The following is a 14803-nucleotide window of genomic DNA, read 5'->3' on the forward strand; positions in this document are numbered from 1 at the left end:
CAACTCTTACTTGTATTCTTTAAGTAATGGTATAGTTTAGCGAGTCGGTTGTCAAAAAGAGAGATTATTAGCCAAATATTGGATGAAGATGAGGGTGGTTTTGAAATTGCTTGAACAAAAAACAGTACGACAACTAGCCAAGATGCTAAATCAAGGTGATGTAACGAGTGCTGCGCTGGTTACGTATTATCTTGAACGCATACAAACTTATGATCAGCATTTCCATTCCATTCTCCTCGTAAACCAAGAAGCAAAGGCTTTGGCAGCTCAACTTGATCAAGAACGTATAAAACAAGGGCGGCGTTCGGTCTTGCATGGCATTCCTTTTATCGTAAAAGATAATATCGACGTGAAAGACATGCCGACGACTGGTGGGTCGCCCCTATTGAAAAATCTTATAGCAAGAAGTGACGCGTGGATCATTCAACAACTCAAAAAAGCTGGTGCAATTGTGCTTGCGAAAGCGAATTTATCGGAATTTGCAGCTTCCTATGGTCGTCTCGGGTACAGCTCATTAGGCGGGTTAACGAGAAATCCTTTTCATGATGATTACAATGCATCTGGTTCGAGTAGTGGCTCGGCCGTTGCAGTCGCACTTGATTTTGCTCCGTTTAGTCTTGGTACAGATACGTCAGGTTCAGTGCGTGGTCCTGCGAACAATGCCGGGTTGGTCGGTTTACGACCTACACACGGATCGATTGATATGGCGGGTGTAATGCCGTCTGCGCTGTCTTTTGATACGCTCGGTTTCTTTACTCGCACGACAGATGACTTGTGTCTACTAATGTCAGTTATTAAGGAAGAGAAGTTACTAAACAACAAAGCCGCTGCGAACAAAACATTTGCCTTCATTACGAATTATTCTGGTGACAGCGAGGAAGTGGATGATACAATTTTTGATGCAATGCAGCGGCTTAAAGGAAAAGGTCATGATGTAGTTTCCTTTACGCTACCAAAAGAAGAAGAGGACGTGTGGGGTTCGTTAATCGATAAGCACGATGCTGAAAGTAAACGAGATTTGGAGAGCTACTTGAATGAGCAAGAGGGTGAACATCCTAAAACGATCAAACACCTGATTGAACAGTACGAACAGCAAGACATTCCAATTAACCCTGCTCGTCTTCAAGCCTTTCGACGGGTTGTAAAGATGGAGGCGTTTCGAGACACTTCTCGTTATGAAGAAATTATTTTTGAACAGCAGCGGGTTAGAGAGCGATTGAATGAACAATTCACACAAGGCATCGATGCTTTTTTGTTTCCGACGATGTTGACACCAGCCACGCTCACGTTTGATCATAAACATGCAAATCAGCCAGAGGAAAAGCGCGACCCATTTATCGCAAGTTACTTAGGTTCTTTCATCGGTTATCCAGAAATCACAATTCCTGTTGGTTTTAGTAAAGCAGGGTTGCCGATTGGTTTGTCGTTTTTAGGGAAAGCTCATTCTGAAGGAGAACTTGTATCGTATGCATCCATTGTCGAACATTCGAAACGATTTCTTCCAAAACAATAAAACCGAGATGCGTTGCATCCCGGTTACAGCGTCAACATGAGAAGGTGTTCATCAAAGGATTGACCTTCAACGGTTTTAATCGCATTCCGCTCAGTTCCATAAATCGTAAAGCCTAGCCGTTCATAAAAACGTAATGTGTGAGGTTGATTCGCATTGATCGAGACGAGCACTTGTTCAATGGCTGGATGACTTTTGGCAATATCAATTGCACTTTGAACGAGCTTTGTGCCATAGCCTTGTCCTTCATTCGGATGAGTGACATACACAGCCTGGTGCAGTGCCCGGTGACGTCGCAGTTCATTATCACGTTGAATTGTAAGTGACGTGAACCCAATCAACTTCTGAGAACGAAACGCACCTAATGTGTAGCGGTTATAATCACGCAAATCTAATTCAGCAGCATCTAGTGACTCTGGATTGTATGTCTTCGAACCAAAACTTGTTTGCAGGGATTCAACGCGCAGGTTGTGGTACATGTCATCATAACGATGATCCAATTGAATAATCGACACAGGTCTCACCTCTTTTCGTTTAGTTGGCAAGTAGTGATTGATACTCTTTATTGCGCTCGAACTCAGCTTTTGCAAATGGGCAGAGCGGGATGATTTTTTTATTTTTATCTCGCATATCAGAGACAACAGAGGCAACGAGTTTGGCGCCAAGGCCCTCTTGGCGCTGTTCTTCTGCTACAAACGTATGGTCAATGATTACTCTCGTTTCGCCTGCTGAAACATAAGTGATTTCAGCGAGTAGCGAACCATTGTCACTTTCGATGTAGTGGCGACCTTCTTCTTGTTTAATGTCCATAAGATCCTCCCTCTTTGCTTCTATCAAATTCTCTATGAACGTTTAGTTTGTACGTTTTATTTACCGGTATCCATGGATTACGTTAGTGTGTCAAAGAGCTCTTAAAGACTTTTTTCGACAAGAACGAGGGAATTCCTTTTTTAAAATTCTGTTAAAACCTGCTTTTTTAAGCTTGGATTACGTATAATAAAGAAAGACAGAGGAGGAGATGAGTTGAAACATCAAAGCATTGCAGAGCAAGATCGGATACATACGTTAGACATCATTCGAGGGATTGCCATTTTAGGAATTGCGATGGCAAATATGATGCATTTCAAAACGTTAGCAGATTTAGATATGATGACGATGATCGAAGGACGTGGGTTACCAGAAGCTACGCTTGACGCGTTGAGTTCATTGTTTATTACGTTCTTTGTTGAAGGTAAATTCTACCCGATGTTCTCATTATTATTTGGTTTAGGGTTTTATATTTTTTATTCGAGAACATTAGAGAAGGACTTAAATGCCAATCGCTTGTTTTCTAGACGATTAACGTTTTTAATTATTATCGGGTTGTTGCACCAGTTTTTATTCTGGCACGGTGACATTTTATTTACGTACGGTGTAACAGGGTTTTTACTGTTGCTCTTTATTTCAAGACAACCGAAAACGATTTTGCTTTGGGCAACCTTTATGCTCGCGATTAGTAGCTTCTTTTATGCGATTTTAACTGCCGTTATGGGGCTATTATTTGGTCTTGGAAAAGAAGCGATGTCTAGTAAGTATCAAGTCGTGAGCGAACACGCCAATGAAGTGATGGCGAATGGAAATTATTTTGAAATTCTTCTTCACCGATTACCTGAATCATTTCTGATGATCTTTAACGTCTTTATGGTCATTCCGACGATCTTACCACTCTTTTTACTCGGGCTTTATTTCGGTAAGACAGGAATGTTCCATAACGTAGAAGAACATGTAGGGAAATGGAAGAAGATTTGTATACATGCAGGTTGGAGTGGAATATTATTATCTGTGTTAACGACTGCATTGATTCATGATTATCTTCCGATTCCACCAGGTGTCGGTTATGGATTAGGTACTGGAATTCGTATGTTTACGGGTCCTGTATTGATGCTCTTCTTCGTGTCAGCATTTGTATTATTGCTAAGAAAAGAATCTCGTCAGGCGATGTTAAAACCAATTGCAGCAGTAGGTCGCATGGCGCTAACGAATTACTTGATGCAAACGTTAATCTTTGTTTTCATTTTCCACGGTTACGGTCTTGGGTTATTCAACCAAGTAGGAAGCTTTATTGGCCTTGTTATTTCAGTTTCTGTTTTCGGTTTGCAAATTCTATTTAGTACACTTTACTTAAAGAAATTTAAGCAAGGACCGATGGAAACGTTATGGCGGAAATGGACATACAAGAACGCTTAACTTAATGAAACAAGAAGCCTGTTGGAGATCTTTCAACAGGTTTTTCTTTATGATCGTTAAAATGATGCGAAAGATTGTGAGTGTGAAATATGAAAGAAAAAACTGTCGCAATCATCGGAGGAACGGATGCAACAACGTATGATCTGTTGAATTGCGTACAAAAGAGCGGAAAGGCTATCGTCGTTTCAGAAAGGATTACAGACGAAGAAGATGGCGAAGGTATCATATGGCGTAAAACGAATCTGTTTTCATTAACCGAAATGAAGCGTGCTCTAGAAGGCGTTGATGTTGTTGTGTATGTAACTCAGAGAGTAAGACCGACTGCTCGATTAACACAAGCTAAGAATCAAGATCTAAATACAGTGCTCGCTGACAACGTTGCGCAATCAGCGACGTTAAATGGGGTTCATCAGATTATTTGCGTCAGTGGGGAAGGTCAAGGACATGAATTTGAGCATGTGCTAGCGTCGTATGGAATTGGTGTAACGACTATACAAGTTGGATGGCTCGTTGGTGCAAAGAAGAGAGCATATCCAAGTCATGAAGAACTTGGGTACAAAGAAGTTATGATTGAAACGAACCTGTCGAAAAGCGCTCGTCATTTCAAGAAAATGTGGGTTCGGGTTACGACAAACACGCCAAGTGCTTCACCAGAGTCAATGATCAATACCGTCGTTCATTCATTGCTGTCGCAGCCAAGGCTTTTGAAACATATACTCGACCTAGCAACGAAAAAGCAAGTCCCGAAGCAAGCTAGTACATACCAAAAATCCGATGTGTGTTCCATTCAACGAATTCAGTTACCAAGACACCATGATGCAGCGTGGGTTGCAAATCGGTACTTTGATTGGTTAGAGGAGGTCGGGTACCCATTTCTAAAAACAACGACGAGTGATGATAAAGAGACAACAATTTATTTGCTTCATATTCCAGTGCTACGTCTTATGCATTCACCAGAGCATAGTCATGACGGTCGCATGGTGTTCCGCATTAGCGGAGGACTATTCGCTAAAAAGCAAAGCAAGGGCTATCTAGAATTTAGACAAGTCATCGATGATCAGACGTGCATCATTGCCATTCAAGAGTATGAACCTAGTCTTCCTTGGTTCCTTTATGTCCGAACACAAGCGATCGTCCACGAAGTCATCATGGCGTTATTTCGGATGCACGTCCGAAAACAAAAATAACAATTGCTAAAAATGAAAGCGACGAACGATTTCGTTTTTCATGGACTTGTTTGCAAATAAGACCATTCCGATTAATGTAAGTAGTGCATAAAGGCCGGTCATCGCACTTGGCCACAGTACGTATGACAATGAACTAACAAACAGTAGTACAGGTAAGAATCCTAAAACGACCATCGTTAACATATAGCCAAGGTATTCGCGCCACTTCATCGGCTTTCTTAATACGACGAGTGTAACGAGTAGTGTCGATAACGTAACGAGAAAGGGAATAACGTAATGTATTGACCAACGGGTATTGCCTGATGCAGCGTCTAAGACGACGAGCATGGCAGATAAAGCGATCACTTGAAAGATTAATTTGGAACCAACGTGTGCCCTAGAAAGAATCGTATGATTGATCAGTAGAACAACGTAGACGACAGGTCCAATGATGTAAAACACCCAAAGTTCATCAGGTGTGGTTAACAAGTTGATTAGAATGCACGTACTAATTATAAAAATTGCGATAAAGAGTACAATTCGTTGTGCGAAACTACGCCGTGCTAGATTCGATACGTAAACGGGATAGTTTGGGGTTGCTTCATGCTCTGATGAAAGTTGTCGTTTGCAAAGCGGACAACTTTGTTGCTTTGTATAAATGTTGCAATTGGAGCAATGATGTTCCATCGAATCACCTGCCATCGTTGGAATACACGTGAACGTTTAAGTTGTGCGTTTGTGATAATTCTTGAAAAAAAGCGCGAATAAGATCGGCTTCTTTAATGGTGCGTGCAAATGAAATGACGAGCTCATCGTTGATGGCAACCATTCCTCCGTTTATCGGACTTTTTCTCGTTGGATACATAACCATTTCCATATGTTCTACGTATTTTTGCATACTTTTAGGAAGCTCGATTCTTCCAATGTTCGTTAATGTCATGGATTTCGTTTGTTCTCCATAACTTTTATAACCATAACGAATGGCATGATATTTCAAGAAGATCGGAATAAAGCGTGCAGCTAACATCGTTTGCCATTGAACGTGATGGTTTAAACTTTGTTGTAGCGATTCTTTACGTGCTTTGTTTTGTAATTGTGAAGTGATGCCCTCGATGATTTCTTCAATCGTCATTTTATCGTGTACGCGCATTCCGACATTGACGACTGCAAAGAAGTTACGCAACGTTTTCGAAGGGAAAAAGCTCCGTAAATTGACCGGAATGGCAATTTTAATCTCTTCTTTACGAAATCGATAATTCAATTTTTCTTTATAGATGGCATGAATCATGACGGCAGTAAGGAAGGCCGTAACGGTAGTACCGTAGGATTTGGCGAGCTGATGAACATCACTCGCACATAGCTTTCCGTGAACGACAATGGTCTCTTCGATGTGCTCGCCGCGGATTTGATAAGCATGAGTTTCCTTTGGTTTTTTGCCTTTTTGTTTCGTGACGTAATTTTGATAACTATCATCAATTTCATAATGACTCGGTTCATCTTCAATATCGAGAAGGGTTCCATCATGTTCTACCGTTTCTCCTGAATGAATCAAGTAATAGTAGACGAGCGCTTTGATAAATTCTAAAGCTCCAGTTCCGTCCGTCATGGAATGGAAGAACTCGACGGCAAGTCGTTTATTGTAATAAACAACTCGAAGTAAGTACCCATTCGTTTCAATCGGATCAATCGGCGCACATGGATATTTCTTTTCCCGTTGAACGAGTAATTTCTGATCGTTCTCAACGAGGAAATCCCAGAACAACCCTTTGCCTAACTTGACAGCAAACATGGGCAGGCGTTTCATGACGTCATCAAGTGCACGTTGCAAATGTGTGGCATTGACGTCACTTGTCATAATCATAGAAATCCGGAAGACCGAAGAGTTGGCTTGCTCGGATACAGCATGAAACATCTTGCCAGCGTTATCGATTTTGTACCATTGATTCATAGAAGAAGCCCCTCTACACAACCTTTATTGCTATCATAGCATTACCATATGGGTCGTTTCATTTGCATTTTTATTAAAAAACTCTGGAAATCGATTACTTGCGTGCATCTATACTACCAGAAAAAGAGGAGAGATGGGATTGTTAACGATCGGTAATCTGTCAAAGAAAACGGGTGTGACCGTGCGTACACTCGGCTATTACGACCAAATTGGGTTACTTGCACCTGCTTCTAGAACCGAAGGGGGACATCGGCTTTATGATGCGGCTCAAATTATAAGGCTTGAACAAATTGTCTCGTTAAAATATCTTGGTTTCTCATTAGATGAGATCAAGCTCATGATCGAAGATGGGACAGAATCGATTTACAATTCATTAGAAAAGCAGCTTCAGCTCGTGCGTGAACAAAAGGCAGAATTGCAACGTGTTGAACAGGCGCTAGAGAGTATGCATCATTCCATTCGTACAGACGAAGAAATGAATTGGACATTGCTGTTCCAAGTTATGAGGTTATTTCAACAAGATCAACGAGAATTGAAACAACGATTAGATCGCTATCTGAATGAAGAACAAACACAACATATGTTAACGGCGAACTTGGATCATGAGCGTCGAGCGGAGTGGTTGAAGCTCATAGCAGATGTGAAAAAACACGTAAATGAGCCACCTCACTCTGTAATGGCACAACAACTTGCAACACGTTGGGTGGAGCAAGTGCATCGCATGTTCGGGAGTGATGAAGCGTTTTTGGAGAATGCATGGGAAGCTGTTCGTGAAGAGGCAGACGGGGTGATGTTTTATCCGATGACAAAGGAAGTCGCAACGTTTATTCAAAAAGCCATCGAGTATAAGGAGAATCACCAACTGCTTGAGTAAAGGATTCGTGGTTCTTGATCGAATGAGAAAGCGGTAAGAATCACATGCAATAATTCTTTTGTTCGTAGGATTTCGAGAAAGTAAAGGTCATCATAGTCAATTGAACCGAAAAATGGCCCATAAAGGGTAGGAAGGTAGCGTTCGGGTTGATCGTAATGAAGGAGCGTTTGTTCACATTGATTCATTAACGCCCGCAGTTGCGTTTGATTAACAGGGTATACTTTGCAATCATCGCAATGAGATTGCACGTGCTCGATAAACCAACGATGAATGTGGTTCGCTTTCCGCCAGTATATCAATTCTTCATGAACACGTTGATTGTTTTTTTGTCGTTCAACGACTAGGTACATATCAAGTCCGATACGGATCACCTCAATGTGTTTGATTAATTGGATAAGGAATGAGAGAAGCGTGGTTGTGTAGAGGGGTGATATGAGTATAACACGAAAATGGCTGAATTTTCTCTCTAGTAATTGTGGGAGGCCCTTTCGCAACGAACAAAAGGACCTCGTAGTTTTATCGGTAAATCAGCTCACGTAAATAACCATTCAAAAACATTTGATCTGGATCAAATTGCTCTCTAAGATGAAGGAAGTCTTGAAAGCGTGGATACAGAGCGCTTAATTGCTCCGTTGATTTTGTGTGTAACTTTCCCCAATGGGGGCGCCCTTCAAACGTATCCATAATTGCTTCCATCGCCTTAAAGTAAGGGCGGTATTGCGTTCCAGAATACATATGAAAAGCAATATAAGCAGAAGGACGTTCATAGGACGGACTGAGCCATAATTGGTCGGCCTTTACCGTACGAACTTCAATTGGAAAGTGAACATGATAGTTCGACGTGTGTAGCGCTGTACGAATGTGAGCAAGGATTTGTGGTAATTTCTCGAGCGGCACCGCATACTCCATCTCAACGAATCGAACGTTTCTCGGTGTAGAGAATAACTCATCGCTTGGTGCGTGTAGTGAGGTTTCTGAAACAGCAATAGATGAGAGACGGCTAAAAAACTTACTACTCTTTGGGAATGTTTTGCAGACGCTAGACACGCATTGCAACAAATAGTTTTCAACAACGAGGCTTGTCGTTTTGTGTTTCGTAATGTCCTCGGGTCCGTGATCTGAAGGGTCCATCGTTTTGACGTGAACCGTATCTGAATGGGGAAAGAGGAAGAACTCAAAATGTTGGTGTTCTTCAACCCATTGGAACAACTCTCGTTGCAAGTCTGCAAATTGTACTTTGGTACTTTCATAATGATAGATCGGGCGTTTTACGACCCGAAGCGTAACCGATACGATTATGCCTAGCATTCCGAGTGACACAACCGCACCATAGAATGCATCCTCGTTTGTGCGTCGATGTAACGTGCTTAACGAACCATCAGCTTTGACGATCGTGAGCGATTCCACTTGTGTACTGATTGAACCAAACGTGATTCCTGTTCCATGAGTTCCTGTTGCAATCGCACCAGCGACGCTTTGTACATTAATGTCTCCTAAGTTTTCTAACGAGAACCCGTGAACGGCTAACCGTTCAGAAAGGTCAAAGAGTTTCGTACCGGCTAGAACGGTCACGGTTTCGTTTTTGTCATCAAGAGAGACAATCCCTGTTAAGCGATCAAGGGATACGAGGCAATCGGACGTAGCAACGAGCGGTGTGAATGAATGACCAGCTCCTACGACACGGATTGTTCGATTTTGGGTGCGAGATTGAGTAACAATCCTTTGCACATCAGCAACGGATTCTGGGTAATACCAATCAGCTGGTACACTATGAAATGTGTGAGCCCAGTTATAGAACGTGTTTGTTTTTGTGCGTACTAACGATGTCATAGAAAACAAATCCCCTCTCCGCGATACGTTGGAACGTGACTGACAATCTGATTGTTTTGGATGAGTGTAATCGACGTGAAACGTTCACAAATCTCACCGGCTTTAGCTGGTCGGAAAATGACTGGGTCTCCAATTGCAAGCGTTGTTGATGCACAGTGTATCGGTGTTTGGACTTCTCCTGCCCCTTCTAATGCAAGCAGTTGTGCATCTTCTGGATATACAGGGGATGGCAAGCGATCTTTCCCTGGTGCACCAGAGGCAACATAACCACCACCTAGACATGTATAAATATGACTTGTAGGTTTTCGTACGACCGGTAGTGCAAAGTAAAGTGCGGGGTCGTATTGAAAGGATGAATAATGATCAAATAGCGTTGGCTGATAAAGACCAGATCCGACCGTCAATTCAGTTACAGAATCATCTTGTGCAGTTGTCATTAAGCTACCCGTGCCGCCTCCATTGATGAAAGAAAGCTCAATGCCATCTTTACGTAGAGCTTTTGCGACTTGTTGTCGCTTCGTATGAACATGTTTTACACTTGCTTTTTTTAATCGTTTAATGGCAAAATCTTTGATAAGATGGTCGGAGTAATCGGTCACACCTGCAAGTTGCGCTTCATAACCCATGATACCGACGAGCTCTAAATTAGGATAATTCTGAATTCCTTTCGCGAACTGTACGACTTTTTCTGTATTGCGTAGCGGCGAACGCCTTACACCGAAATGGAATCCATTTAAATTCGTACTCATGTCAACATCAATGCAAATACGGAAGTGACTTTGTTCACCATGAGCAATTGCTTGCAGAAAAGAAAGATGTTCGTCATCATCGACCATGACAGTAATGTTCGCTCCGATTTTCATGTGACGCGTGAGCTTGTGTAGTTCATGACGATCTGTAGAAGGGTAAGCGACGAGAATATCATCAATGCCTTCAGCGTATAACCAATTCGCTTCTTCAACAGAATAAGACATTACACCTTGATAGATTTGAGAAGATTTCATTATATATTTAAGCAGAGGCAATGATCGAATTGATTTTGTGGCAAGACGAATCGTCTTCCCTTGACTTCGTTTTGCGATCGCAGTGAGGTTTCGGTTTAGCGCATCAACATCGAGAAAAAGTGCAGGTAATGTTTGTGATTTGATTAAATCAATCGGTAGATTCATACACGTTTGTCTCCCCTCATCGTTATCATAATTATTCGTGAACGTTTGAAACGATGCAACTAGAATTAGACTGCCATGTGAAGACGGAGGTTCTTAGATGATTGAATACAAAGATGCAACGAACAATGATTTTGAACGGTTAGTCGCCCTTCGAACGACAGCGATGATTCATGATTTTAAACGACATGATCTTGACCTTACTCGTACAAAGGAATTCTTTCGTAAAAGCTTTAAAGCGGTCTATACGAAAATGCTATACATGAACGATGAATGGATTGGATGCGTTGCCCTTCATCCTGATGATGAGTACGATACAGAACTTAAGCACTTTTATATTCACGCAGCTTATCGAGGGCAAGGGATCGGGAAGTACGTATTGCAATCGATTATTGAGCGTCAGCGATTAGACAATAAGAACCTTTGTCTCTATGTATTTAAAGAAAGTGCTGCGATACCGATTTATGAAAAGCATGGCTTTGTTGAAGTAGAGGTAGGGGATTTTACCCATCGACTAGCTTTATGGCAAAAGCCACCGCTATAGACGGTGGCTTAACTACGCTCTTGAATTCGTTTAAGCAGTGACATTAGGTCTTCAGGTTTGTAGAATTCAATGGGCGTTGCCCCTTTTTGAAACGATAAATGGTCGGCTTCTACGACGAGCATATAGCGATCATTCACTTTCGCTATATGAATCGATTCCCCAAACTCCGCTAACGGTCCTTTAATTTCAGTCTCTCCGATTTTCATGCGTATTTCTGCATCAGGGTTTTGTTCCACGATTTGTGCAGAAGCTTCAATGACTTGATGTGTTGAGAGTTGCTCGGTAATTTCTCGCTGATCACTCGTTTGCCACTCATCAAGAGAACGTTCCCACTGTTCTTTTTCCTCACTACCTTCATCAAATGATTCAGAGATATGTTCAGTCATCATTTCTTTTACAGTTGATTTAAGAAGAGTTGGGACGCTATCACCATATTGCACGAAAGCGAGAAAATCCTGAAAGTAGCGCGCGTGTGACGATTGGTGAATTTTTAGTTCAGCCGCCTGTACCATTCCTTCTTCGATCATAAATGGGTATTGAATCGACTTCATGTTCTTCGTTGTAATCGCGTACTCAATTTTTTTCAAAAGCGAGGAAGAGTCGGTGACACTGGCTACTTTCTGTTCGAAGTCGCATTTTAAGATGAACACAAACTCATCAGAGTAATATTTCTTTGGGACGGCAGACATGACGAGAAAGACCCCGCCGCGAACAGCCGATGCTTCCGTATAAAGCTTTGCAAATTCTTCACTATGTTGCCTGAATACATCAGACGTTTCTGCTCGCAATGTTTTTTGAAAGAGTGCATAGTTCGGGTTCGAATCGAGCGGATAGTCTGCTTCTGTAATAAAGCGACCGATTTTCGTTGGGGTTTGCTCGGACTTCGGATGGTGTTCAGCTTTTCGATTAACAATTCTTTTTAATTCACCATCGAGAAAATCTTTTAGTTCACTTTCTTCAAAAGCATCGGTATCAAACGTTTGAAAATGCTCAAAACGCTTTATCGCGTCATCACCACTACCTTCGACCGTAATGACATAAAAAGATAGAAACTTTATTGTAAATTCCACTTTCATCACCTCTAGTTGCTGAACCTAGTATACTGACAGCGTCACTAAGATTCAATGGATGAAGAGTGGAAGATACATAAAGATTGCGAGAACACCGATGACAGTTAAGAGCAAGATTCCCTTCCATCGCTTGCGTTTCATAAAGAGTACACTAACGATGATTCCTTGCAACACAATGAATGTGGCGCCAGTGATAATTAGTGGCGGAAACAAAAGCCATGTACCGATCACGTTGAGGATAATCCCAACGGGCATAAGGGCAATTAGAAGAACAAGCCAAGCATTTGATTTTATTTTTTGAAGCAGTTGTTTTCGCTCGTCTTCAGACAGATGATCAAACTCTACAAGTGTAAACCAGCCAGTAATAATAAGGATGGTACCGGTAATTGTAATCGAACGCATTCATCTACCCCTTTTTGTCCTACTGTTTCCGAAATTGTTTCTTTTAAAACAAAAGGGGTAGTGTCCATTACTCACCGTAAGCGGTTTGGTCTGAACGAATAACATTGAGTTCGGTTATTCCTGCGGGTTCACGCATACCACGAATCCACGTTTCCAAGTCATAATTACCACGATCAATAATTTCGGACAGCATTTCGAGCGAAGAAGTCAATTCTGAAAGGCAATCTAGTCCATGGTTTAGTATGATGCCTTTTCGTTTCGCTTTTTGGACAGAGTGTTCCATTTTGTAGTCATACTCTCCATATGTAAAAACGATCGTACAGCCAGCGCGGTCCCAATTAAAATCAAATTCTTTGATCTTAAGTCGCTTCATAATTTTAAGTAATTTCTTTTCAATATGCTTTTGCTCTTTAAAAGGTACCCATTTAAACATAAAGCACACCTTCCTTACTCGAGTTAGCGGTCTTACTAAACAAGTTTCAACAAATCTCTCGTATTTCCTTGATCTAATCGACTGACAGATTGCGACAATTTATGACAAATTTGAAAAAGGTATACAGTTAGTCGCGTCATGTCGGGCGTTGAACATAATGATTATTCGACAAAAAGAAAACCTTTGGCTGTAAAAACAGTCCAAAGGTTGGATACTATTCGTCATCAAATGAATAGACATGAAAGCGTTCATTCTCGAGTCGTTCAGATACTTCTTGTTCTCCAGCAAGGTAACGTTTTTCGTATTCACGAAACATTGTACCGAACTGTGAATCGTGCGCTTTAATTGTACTGATTTTTTGATTGATGAATGGTTTCACAGAATACTCAATTTCTGGGTCGTCTTTTGTAATGGCGATTCCCCAAAAACGAGGACGTTTAGTGCTATCGATCTCTGCAAGGGCATCGCGAACGGCTGCTGATGTCGCGTCGTGATCTGGATGTACGCCATGTTCTGGGTAAAATGAAATCACAACACTCGGATTAAGTTCATCGATCAGGTTTAAGACGAGTTGCTTTAATACACCATCATCGAGGAATTCTAACGTTTTATCACGATAGCCAAGCATTCTAAGGTCTTCAAGTCCCATCGATTCTGCTGCTTCAAAGAGCTCTCGTTTACGAATTTCGCGAAGTGATTCTCGCGTTGCGATGGGTGGATTACCGACATTCCGCCCCATTTCACCAAGCGTTAAGCAAGCGTACGTAACAGGTGTACCTTTTGCAATTTGGCCAGCGATGGTCCCGCTTACTCCGTACGCTTCATCATCTGGATGGGGGAAGATGACTAGAACGTGTCGTTCATCATACATAGGTTTAAGCTCCTTTTAATTATGCTGAAATGGTTGTTCTGATAGTTGTAGGGTTACGGCAATCTTGCCTTCGTAATTAAGTCCCATCAAAATGAATTCGTCATTTTCATTAATGACATAATGCGTCAAGCCTTCAGCGTAAATCCAACCAATCTCAAGTTCTAGACCAACGCGGTACGGTCCTTGTCCTTGAATTTTGCCTTGCTTGTACGTAACCGAAGCATTTCGTATATAGGCACTGGCTGAAAAAAATGATTGGTCAAAATGAGAAGCGTAGGCACCATTTGTTGTTTCTAAGTGTAAATAAACGTTCTTCGTTGCATAACGATCGATGATCGTTTGAACGTCTTGTTTGACGATTTCTTTCAAAGCAATTGCCTCCAATCCACATCTTTCACTACATTATAAACAAAGTTGCTTACGGAATCCAAAAGGTTGAGCTTAACCACCTGTGCAATCGGGAAAAGGATGGACGAGGTGGTTCCTATGAAGATACTCTCCTACGGCTATTGGCGAAAAGGGCAAATTCGTGCAACGTTTGATTTGTTTCCAGACTCAATGGTTACGTTTCGCCGAATTGGTTCTTTTTATTTTGTGTATATGATTTCTTGGTCCGAACTTGATCTTGTCGTTACTCGTGAACATTTGAAGATAATGGAAATTCTAATGAATAAAGAACTTGGCACGATTGATGCGTATAACAGCAGAAGGCGCTCTTAGTCAGCTGTACGTGTATGGTATAGTGATGATACAGCTAGAGTGT

At 41.6% G+C, this 14803-nt stretch carries 18 protein-coding genes; 6 read left to right on the forward strand and 12 right to left on the reverse strand.

Annotated features, from left to right (window positions below; genetic code table 11):
- The first annotated feature begins 106 nt into the window (after positions 1-106).
- Positions 107-1513 (forward strand): amidase, encoded by a 1407-nt coding sequence (locus JOD17_RS11380; protein ID WP_204697846.1) that lies wholly within the window; start codon positions 107-109, stop codon positions 1511-1513.
- Positions 1514-1536: 23 nt separating this feature from the next.
- Here JOD17_RS11380 and JOD17_RS11385 read toward each other — a convergent pair whose 3' ends face one another.
- A complete protein-coding gene (locus JOD17_RS11385) occupies positions 1537-2025 on the reverse strand; it encodes a GNAT family N-acetyltransferase (RefSeq protein WP_204697847.1) in 489 nt (162 codons plus the stop codon).
- Between the two features lie 19 nt (positions 2026-2044).
- Positions 2045-2320, reverse strand: coding sequence for a GNAT family N-acetyltransferase (locus tag JOD17_RS11390; RefSeq protein ID WP_204697848.1), 276 nt, complete (start codon positions 2318-2320; stop codon positions 2045-2047).
- A gap of 213 nt (positions 2321-2533) precedes the next feature.
- Here JOD17_RS11390 and JOD17_RS11395 point away from each other — a divergent pair, with 213 nt between their 5' ends.
- Together JOD17_RS11395 and JOD17_RS11400 are read left to right on the forward strand one after the other, a co-directional pair.
- Positions 2534-3736 (forward strand): DUF418 domain-containing protein, encoded by a 1203-nt coding sequence (locus JOD17_RS11395; protein WP_204697849.1) that lies wholly within the window; start codon positions 2534-2536, stop codon positions 3734-3736.
- An 89-nt stretch (positions 3737-3825) separates the two neighbouring features.
- Positions 3826-4923, forward strand: a complete 1098-nt coding sequence (locus tag JOD17_RS11400) for a Rossmann-fold NAD(P)-binding domain-containing protein (RefSeq protein WP_204697850.1) — start codon at positions 3826-3828, stop codon at positions 4921-4923.
- A 6-nt stretch (positions 4924-4929) separates the two neighbouring features.
- Here the strand turns inward: JOD17_RS11400 and JOD17_RS11405 are convergent, their stop codons facing one another.
- Both JOD17_RS11405 and JOD17_RS11410 read right to left on the reverse strand, forming a co-directional pair.
- Positions 4930-5589 carry a DUF6320 domain-containing protein gene (locus JOD17_RS11405; RefSeq protein WP_204697851.1) on the reverse strand — a complete coding sequence of 220 codons (660 nt, stop codon included), beginning with the start codon at positions 5587-5589 and terminating at the stop codon, positions 4930-4932.
- 4 nt (positions 5590-5593) lie between these two features.
- Positions 5594-6850 carry a condensation domain-containing protein gene (locus tag JOD17_RS11410; protein WP_204697852.1) on the reverse strand — a complete coding sequence of 419 codons (1257 nt, stop codon included), beginning with the start codon at positions 6848-6850 and terminating at the stop codon, positions 5594-5596.
- 139 nt (positions 6851-6989) lie between these two features.
- On the opposite strand from JOD17_RS11410, the gene JOD17_RS11415 reads away from it, so the two are divergent.
- Positions 6990-7724 (forward strand): MerR family transcriptional regulator, encoded by a 735-nt coding sequence (locus JOD17_RS11415; RefSeq protein ID WP_204697853.1) that lies wholly within the window; start codon positions 6990-6992, stop codon positions 7722-7724.
- On the opposite strand, the gene JOD17_RS11420 is transcribed toward JOD17_RS11415, so the two are convergent.
- From JOD17_RS11420 to JOD17_RS11430, 3 genes are all read right to left on the reverse strand, one after another.
- Complete coding sequence (locus JOD17_RS11420; RefSeq protein ID WP_204697854.1) at positions 7706-8074, reverse strand: hypothetical protein; 369 nt, start codon at positions 8072-8074, stop codon at positions 7706-7708. The two genes, JOD17_RS11415 and JOD17_RS11420, sit on opposite strands and share 19 nt — an antisense overlap.
- Before the next feature lie 166 nt (positions 8075-8240).
- Positions 8241-9554 carry a D-arabinono-1,4-lactone oxidase gene (locus JOD17_RS11425; protein WP_204697855.1) on the reverse strand — a complete coding sequence of 438 codons (1314 nt, stop codon included), beginning with the start codon at positions 9552-9554 and terminating at the stop codon, positions 8241-8243.
- Positions 9551-10723 (reverse strand): amino acid deaminase/aldolase, encoded by a 1173-nt coding sequence (locus tag JOD17_RS11430; RefSeq protein ID WP_204697856.1) that lies wholly within the window; start codon positions 10721-10723, stop codon positions 9551-9553. Before JOD17_RS11430 ends, JOD17_RS11425 begins: the two co-directional genes overlap by 4 nt.
- Before the next feature lie 97 nt (positions 10724-10820).
- Here JOD17_RS11430 and JOD17_RS11435 point away from each other — a divergent pair, with 97 nt between their 5' ends.
- Positions 10821-11264, forward strand: coding sequence for a GNAT family N-acetyltransferase (locus tag JOD17_RS11435; RefSeq protein ID WP_204697857.1), 444 nt, complete (start codon positions 10821-10823; stop codon positions 11262-11264).
- 8 nt (positions 11265-11272) lie between these two features.
- Here JOD17_RS11435 and JOD17_RS11440 read toward each other — a convergent pair whose 3' ends face one another.
- From JOD17_RS11440 to JOD17_RS11460, 5 genes are all read right to left on the reverse strand, one after another.
- The gene (locus JOD17_RS11440) at positions 11273-12334 is read right to left on the reverse strand and encodes a DUF3900 domain-containing protein (protein ID WP_204697858.1); all 1062 of its coding nucleotides are present in this window, start codon (positions 12332-12334) and stop codon (positions 11273-11275) included.
- A gap of 51 nt (positions 12335-12385) precedes the next feature.
- Positions 12386-12736, reverse strand: coding sequence for a hypothetical protein (locus JOD17_RS11445; protein WP_204697860.1), 351 nt, complete (start codon positions 12734-12736; stop codon positions 12386-12388).
- A gap of 67 nt (positions 12737-12803) precedes the next feature.
- Positions 12804-13169, reverse strand: coding sequence for a hypothetical protein (locus JOD17_RS11450; protein WP_204697861.1), 366 nt, complete (start codon positions 13167-13169; stop codon positions 12804-12806).
- Positions 13170-13383: 214 nt separating this feature from the next.
- Positions 13384-14040, reverse strand: coding sequence for a bacillithiol biosynthesis deacetylase BshB2 (gene bshB2 / locus JOD17_RS11455; protein WP_204697863.1), 657 nt, complete (start codon positions 14038-14040; stop codon positions 13384-13386).
- A 15-nt stretch (positions 14041-14055) separates the two neighbouring features.
- Positions 14056-14409, reverse strand: a complete 354-nt coding sequence (locus tag JOD17_RS11460) for a YojF family protein (RefSeq protein WP_204697865.1) — start codon at positions 14407-14409, stop codon at positions 14056-14058.
- 117 nt (positions 14410-14526) lie between these two features.
- On the opposite strand from JOD17_RS11460, the gene JOD17_RS11465 reads away from it, so the two are divergent.
- Positions 14527-14760: a hypothetical protein gene (locus JOD17_RS11465; protein ID WP_204697867.1), complete on the forward strand. Its 234-nt coding sequence runs from the start codon at positions 14527-14529 to the stop codon at positions 14758-14760.
- Positions 14761-14803 lie beyond the last annotated feature (43 nt).

Source organism: Geomicrobium sediminis (genome assembly GCF_016908595.1).
GTDB classification, from domain to species: Bacteria; Bacillota; Bacilli; order Bacillales; family Marinococcaceae; genus Geomicrobium_A; species Geomicrobium_A sediminis.

Bases quoted from the DNA above. Each gene is read 5' to 3' on its own strand.
- JOD17_RS11390 (WP_204697848.1), bottom strand. From the start codon at position 2,320: ATGGACATTAAACAAGAAGAAGGTCGCCACTACATCGAAAGTGACAAT.
- JOD17_RS11400 (WP_204697850.1), top strand. From the start codon at position 3,826: ATGAAAGAAAAAACTGTCGCAATCATCGGAGGAACGGATGCAACAACG.
- JOD17_RS11405 (WP_204697851.1), bottom strand. From the start codon at position 5,589: ATGGAACATCATTGCTCCAATTGCAACATTTATACAAAGCAACAAAGT.
- JOD17_RS11410 (WP_204697852.1), bottom strand. From the start codon at position 6,850: ATGAATCAATGGTACAAAATCGATAACGCTGGCAAGATGTTTCATGCT.
- JOD17_RS11420 (WP_204697854.1), bottom strand. From the start codon at position 8,074: ATGTACCTAGTCGTTGAACGACAAAAAAACAATCAACGTGTTCATGAA.
- JOD17_RS11425 (WP_204697855.1), bottom strand. From the start codon at position 9,554: ATGACATCGTTAGTACGCACAAAAACAAACACGTTCTATAACTGGGCT.
- JOD17_RS11430 (WP_204697856.1), bottom strand. From the start codon at position 10,723: ATGAATCTACCGATTGATTTAATCAAATCACAAACATTACCTGCACTT.
- JOD17_RS11435 (WP_204697857.1), top strand. From the start codon at position 10,821: ATGATTGAATACAAAGATGCAACGAACAATGATTTTGAACGGTTAGTC.
- JOD17_RS11445 (WP_204697860.1), bottom strand. From the start codon at position 12,736: ATGCGTTCGATTACAATTACCGGTACCATCCTTATTATTACTGGCTGG.
- JOD17_RS11450 (WP_204697861.1), bottom strand. From the start codon at position 13,169: ATGTTTAAATGGGTACCTTTTAAAGAGCAAAAGCATATTGAAAAGAAA.
- bshB2 (WP_204697863.1), bottom strand. From the start codon at position 14,040: ATGTATGATGAACGACACGTTCTAGTCATCTTCCCCCATCCAGATGAT.
- JOD17_RS11465 (WP_204697867.1), top strand. From the start codon at position 14,527: ATGAAGATACTCTCCTACGGCTATTGGCGAAAAGGGCAAATTCGTGCA.